Raw genomic sequence first — 3,086 nt, forward strand, 5'->3', positions numbered from 1 at the left:
AATTAGAATGATAAGAAATTAAATGTTTCTTTTGTTAGGTGAGGCTCCTATACAGATATGGCTGCTGCCCGGAAACATCGAAAGATGCCAATGGGTCAACAGGTACTATCGAATTAAGGTTTTACTTAATGCAGTTGGGCAATGCCCTATGCTGTATAGTGCCAAAACTCAACGAATGGAGGAATCATTATTTTTGCTGTGCGAAAATCTCCTCTGTTAAAGTGGAGATTTTTTATTTCGTTAAATGCTGAAGAACCATAAGCAAAGCTACAAAATGGTTTTTCTTTAGTGCAAATTCAAAAAAAGGAGTGAGATAGGATGGACGCAGACCCTGGAGAGAAGCGTAGTGAACAAAACGAACAAAAACTGAGCGGCCAAATTATCTTATGGATCATCGGCTGCTCTTAATAAAGGAGGAAAGCAATGATCAAAATCTATAAAACCGTTGATGGCAAGATTCAAGAAATTGAGACCATTGAAAAAAACAGCTGGATCAACATGGTTAATCCCACTGAAGAAGAATTGCAGTTTATTACCAGAGAATTAGAGGTGGAACCGGATTTTCTGAGAGCGGCCCTGGATGAAGAAGAAATTTCCCGGGTGGAACTGGAAGACAATAACCAGGCTCTTATCACCATTGACGTTCCGGTCATTGAAAAAGATACCAAGATGGTACTTTATACAACTATACCGGTTGGGATTATTCAAACCGAAGAAAATATTATTACCGTCTGCTTAAGAGGCAATACCCTCATCGACGATTTTGCCAAAGGCCGGGTTAAAAATGTCTACACAAATTTAAAAACCCGTTTTATATTTCAAATTTTATACCGGGTGGCCAGTCGATTTTTGATTTATCTGCGCCATATTAACCGCATGAGTACCGATATTGAACGGCAACTCCATATATCCATGAAAAACAAGGAACTGATTCAGTTGCTTGACCTGGAAAAGAGTCTGGTGTTTTTCTCGACATCCCTGAAGGCCAATCAGGGGGTTTTGGAAAAACTGGAGCGTGGCCGGATTATCAAACTCTACGAAGAAGATAAAGAATTATTGGAAGATGTGCTGATTGAAGTCCAACAGGCCATTGAGATGTCGAATATTTATGCCAATATACTCAGTGGAACCATGGACGCCTTTGCATCGATTATCTCAAACAACTTAAATATTGTGATGAAGATCCTGACTTCGTTAACCATCTTAATGGCAATACCAACCATGATCGCCAGTTTTTTTGGAATGAACGTCGATGGGTTGCCGATTCCCAATTTCTGGAGTGTGGTATTGATTTCGGTTGCCTGTACTGGCGTGGCTGCCTTTGTGTTATTCAAGAAAAAGATGTTCAGTTAGAGATGGCTAAAAATTATCATTGACAAAGAAATTCAGCCGGGTATATAATAAAATAAATAAATAGTCTGTTTCAGGGCGAGGTGTAAGTCCTCACCGGTGGTGATGCACGAAAGTGATAAGTCCACGAGCCGAAAGGCCGATCTGGTTGGAATCCAGAACCGACGGTATAGTCCGGATGAAAGAAATGGCGTACAATTTTGCGCGCAAAGCCCTTGAAAAGAAATTTTCAAGGGCTTTTTAAGTTGACTGGACAGACAATTGAAGGAGGATTTTTATGAAAATCAAGACAAAACAACTGACCCAGATGGCAGTATTGGCAGCAATGTCCATACTATTGGTTTATTTAATCCGTTTTCCAATATTCCCGGCTGCTCCATTTTTAGAGTACGACCCAGCGGATATCCCCATTTTCATTGGTGCTTTTATGTTTGGTCCATTAGGCGGCTTAATCCTGACAGCTGTTGTTTGTGTGTTACAGGGTGTAACCGTTAGTTCAGCCAGTGGGATTATTGGGATCTTGATGCATTTCTTCGCAACCGGATCTTTCGTGCTTGTTGCCGGGAATGTTTACAAGAGAAACAGAACCAGAAAAGGTGCAGTTATAGGTTTGGCACTTGGTGCCATAACGATGACAATAACGATGGCGCTATGGAACATTGCAATTACACCATTCTTTTTGGGAATTCCAGTTGAAGCGGTTCTTCCGATGATTCTTCCAATTATTGTTCCTTTTAATCTGATTAAAGCAGGAATAAATTCAGTCATTACCTTTGTTGTTTACAAATCCGTCAGCAAGGTGCTGGGTTTGGAAATACAAGAAACGAAGATCGCAGAAAGCAAATAGATAAAGCTTGATTATAATAGAGAACCTGAAATCAATTGATTCCAGGTTCTTTTTTAAAGCCCAAACAATCAGATCAAGAGCCTGAATAACGGCGAATTGGACATAGATACAGTGATATGAAAAAGAAATGAAAAAACTTTCAAAAAGGTGTTGACAGTCGGGCTGAAAGAGCGTATAATAATGAAGTTGTCTCGAACAGAGGCGGCGCACACACAGCTGAATAACAGAAATTAACTTAAAAGAATTTCAAAAAACAGCTTGACATCATGAAGAAACAACGATATAATAGAAAAGCTTCTTCGGTAGGAAACTGCCGGCAAAACAATGAGAAGCGGCGGTCATAGAAAAGAGAATAGTACCATAAAACCTGTAAAACAGCCAAAACATCCGCAAGGATGAATGAGGCTAAAATAGAAACAGAGAGATGCACTCTTTAAAACATCAGCTCGGCAGAGGATAAAATGCACTCGGTAGAGTATAAAACACAGTTATTCATGAGACAGCATTTAAAGGCCGAAAGGCTTTAAATACAAACTTTTATTGAGAGTTTGATCCTGGCTCAGGACGAACGCTGGCGGTATGCTTAACACATGCAAGTCGAACGAGACAAGATGGAAGTGCTTGCACGGAAATCTTAGAAAGTGGCGAACGGGTGAGTAACGCGTGGGTAACCTGCCCTATGGAAAGGAATAGCCTCGGGAAACTGGGAGTAATGCCTTATAATATAGTGAAGTCGCATGGCTTTGCTATTAAACGCTCCGGTGCCATAGGATGGACCCGCGTCCCATTAGCTAGTTGGTGAGATAACAGCCCACCAAGGCGACGATGGGTAACCGGTCTGAGAGGGCGAACGGTCACACTGGAACTGAGACACGGTCCAGACTCCTAC

Annotated in this window: 2 protein-coding genes, 1 rRNA gene and 2 riboswitches; all 3 genes read left to right on the forward strand. The window is 41.1% G+C overall.

The genetic code is table 11. From position 1 onward, the window contains the following. Nucleotides 1-23 precede the first annotated feature (23 nt). A riboswitch (M-box (ykoK) riboswitch) is annotated at nucleotides 24-187 on the forward strand. A gap of 236 nt (nucleotides 188-423) precedes the next feature. Continuing rightward, nucleotides 424-1,353 carry a magnesium transporter CorA family protein gene (locus ACEW8F_RS07810; RefSeq protein WP_373482912.1) on the forward strand — a complete coding sequence of 310 codons (930 nt, stop codon included), beginning with the start codon at nucleotides 424-426 and terminating at the stop codon, nucleotides 1,351-1,353. A gap of 62 nt (nucleotides 1,354-1,415) precedes the next feature. Then, nucleotides 1,416-1,544, forward strand: a riboswitch (FMN riboswitch). Between the two features lie 83 nt (nucleotides 1,545-1,627). Continuing rightward, nucleotides 1,628-2,197 carry an ECF transporter S component gene (locus ACEW8F_RS07815; RefSeq protein WP_373482913.1) on the forward strand — a complete coding sequence of 190 codons (570 nt, stop codon included), beginning with the start codon at nucleotides 1,628-1,630 and terminating at the stop codon, nucleotides 2,195-2,197. Between the two features lie 536 nt (nucleotides 2,198-2,733). Then, nucleotides 2,734-3,086, forward strand: a 16S ribosomal RNA gene (locus tag ACEW8F_RS07820); the annotation flags it as partial.

The sequence above is a fragment of the Acetobacterium sp. genome (assembly GCF_041752335.1).
In the GTDB taxonomy this organism is placed as follows: Bacteria; Bacillota; Clostridia; order Eubacteriales; family Eubacteriaceae; genus Acetobacterium.

What these genes read in the sequence shown, in the direction of transcription:
- ACEW8F_RS07810 (WP_373482912.1), top strand. Translation starts at nt 424, where the DNA reads ATGATCAAAATCTATAAAACCGTTGATGGCAAGATTCAAGAAATTGAG.
- ACEW8F_RS07815 (WP_373482913.1), top strand. Translation starts at nt 1,628, where the DNA reads ATGAAAATCAAGACAAAACAACTGACCCAGATGGCAGTATTGGCAGCA.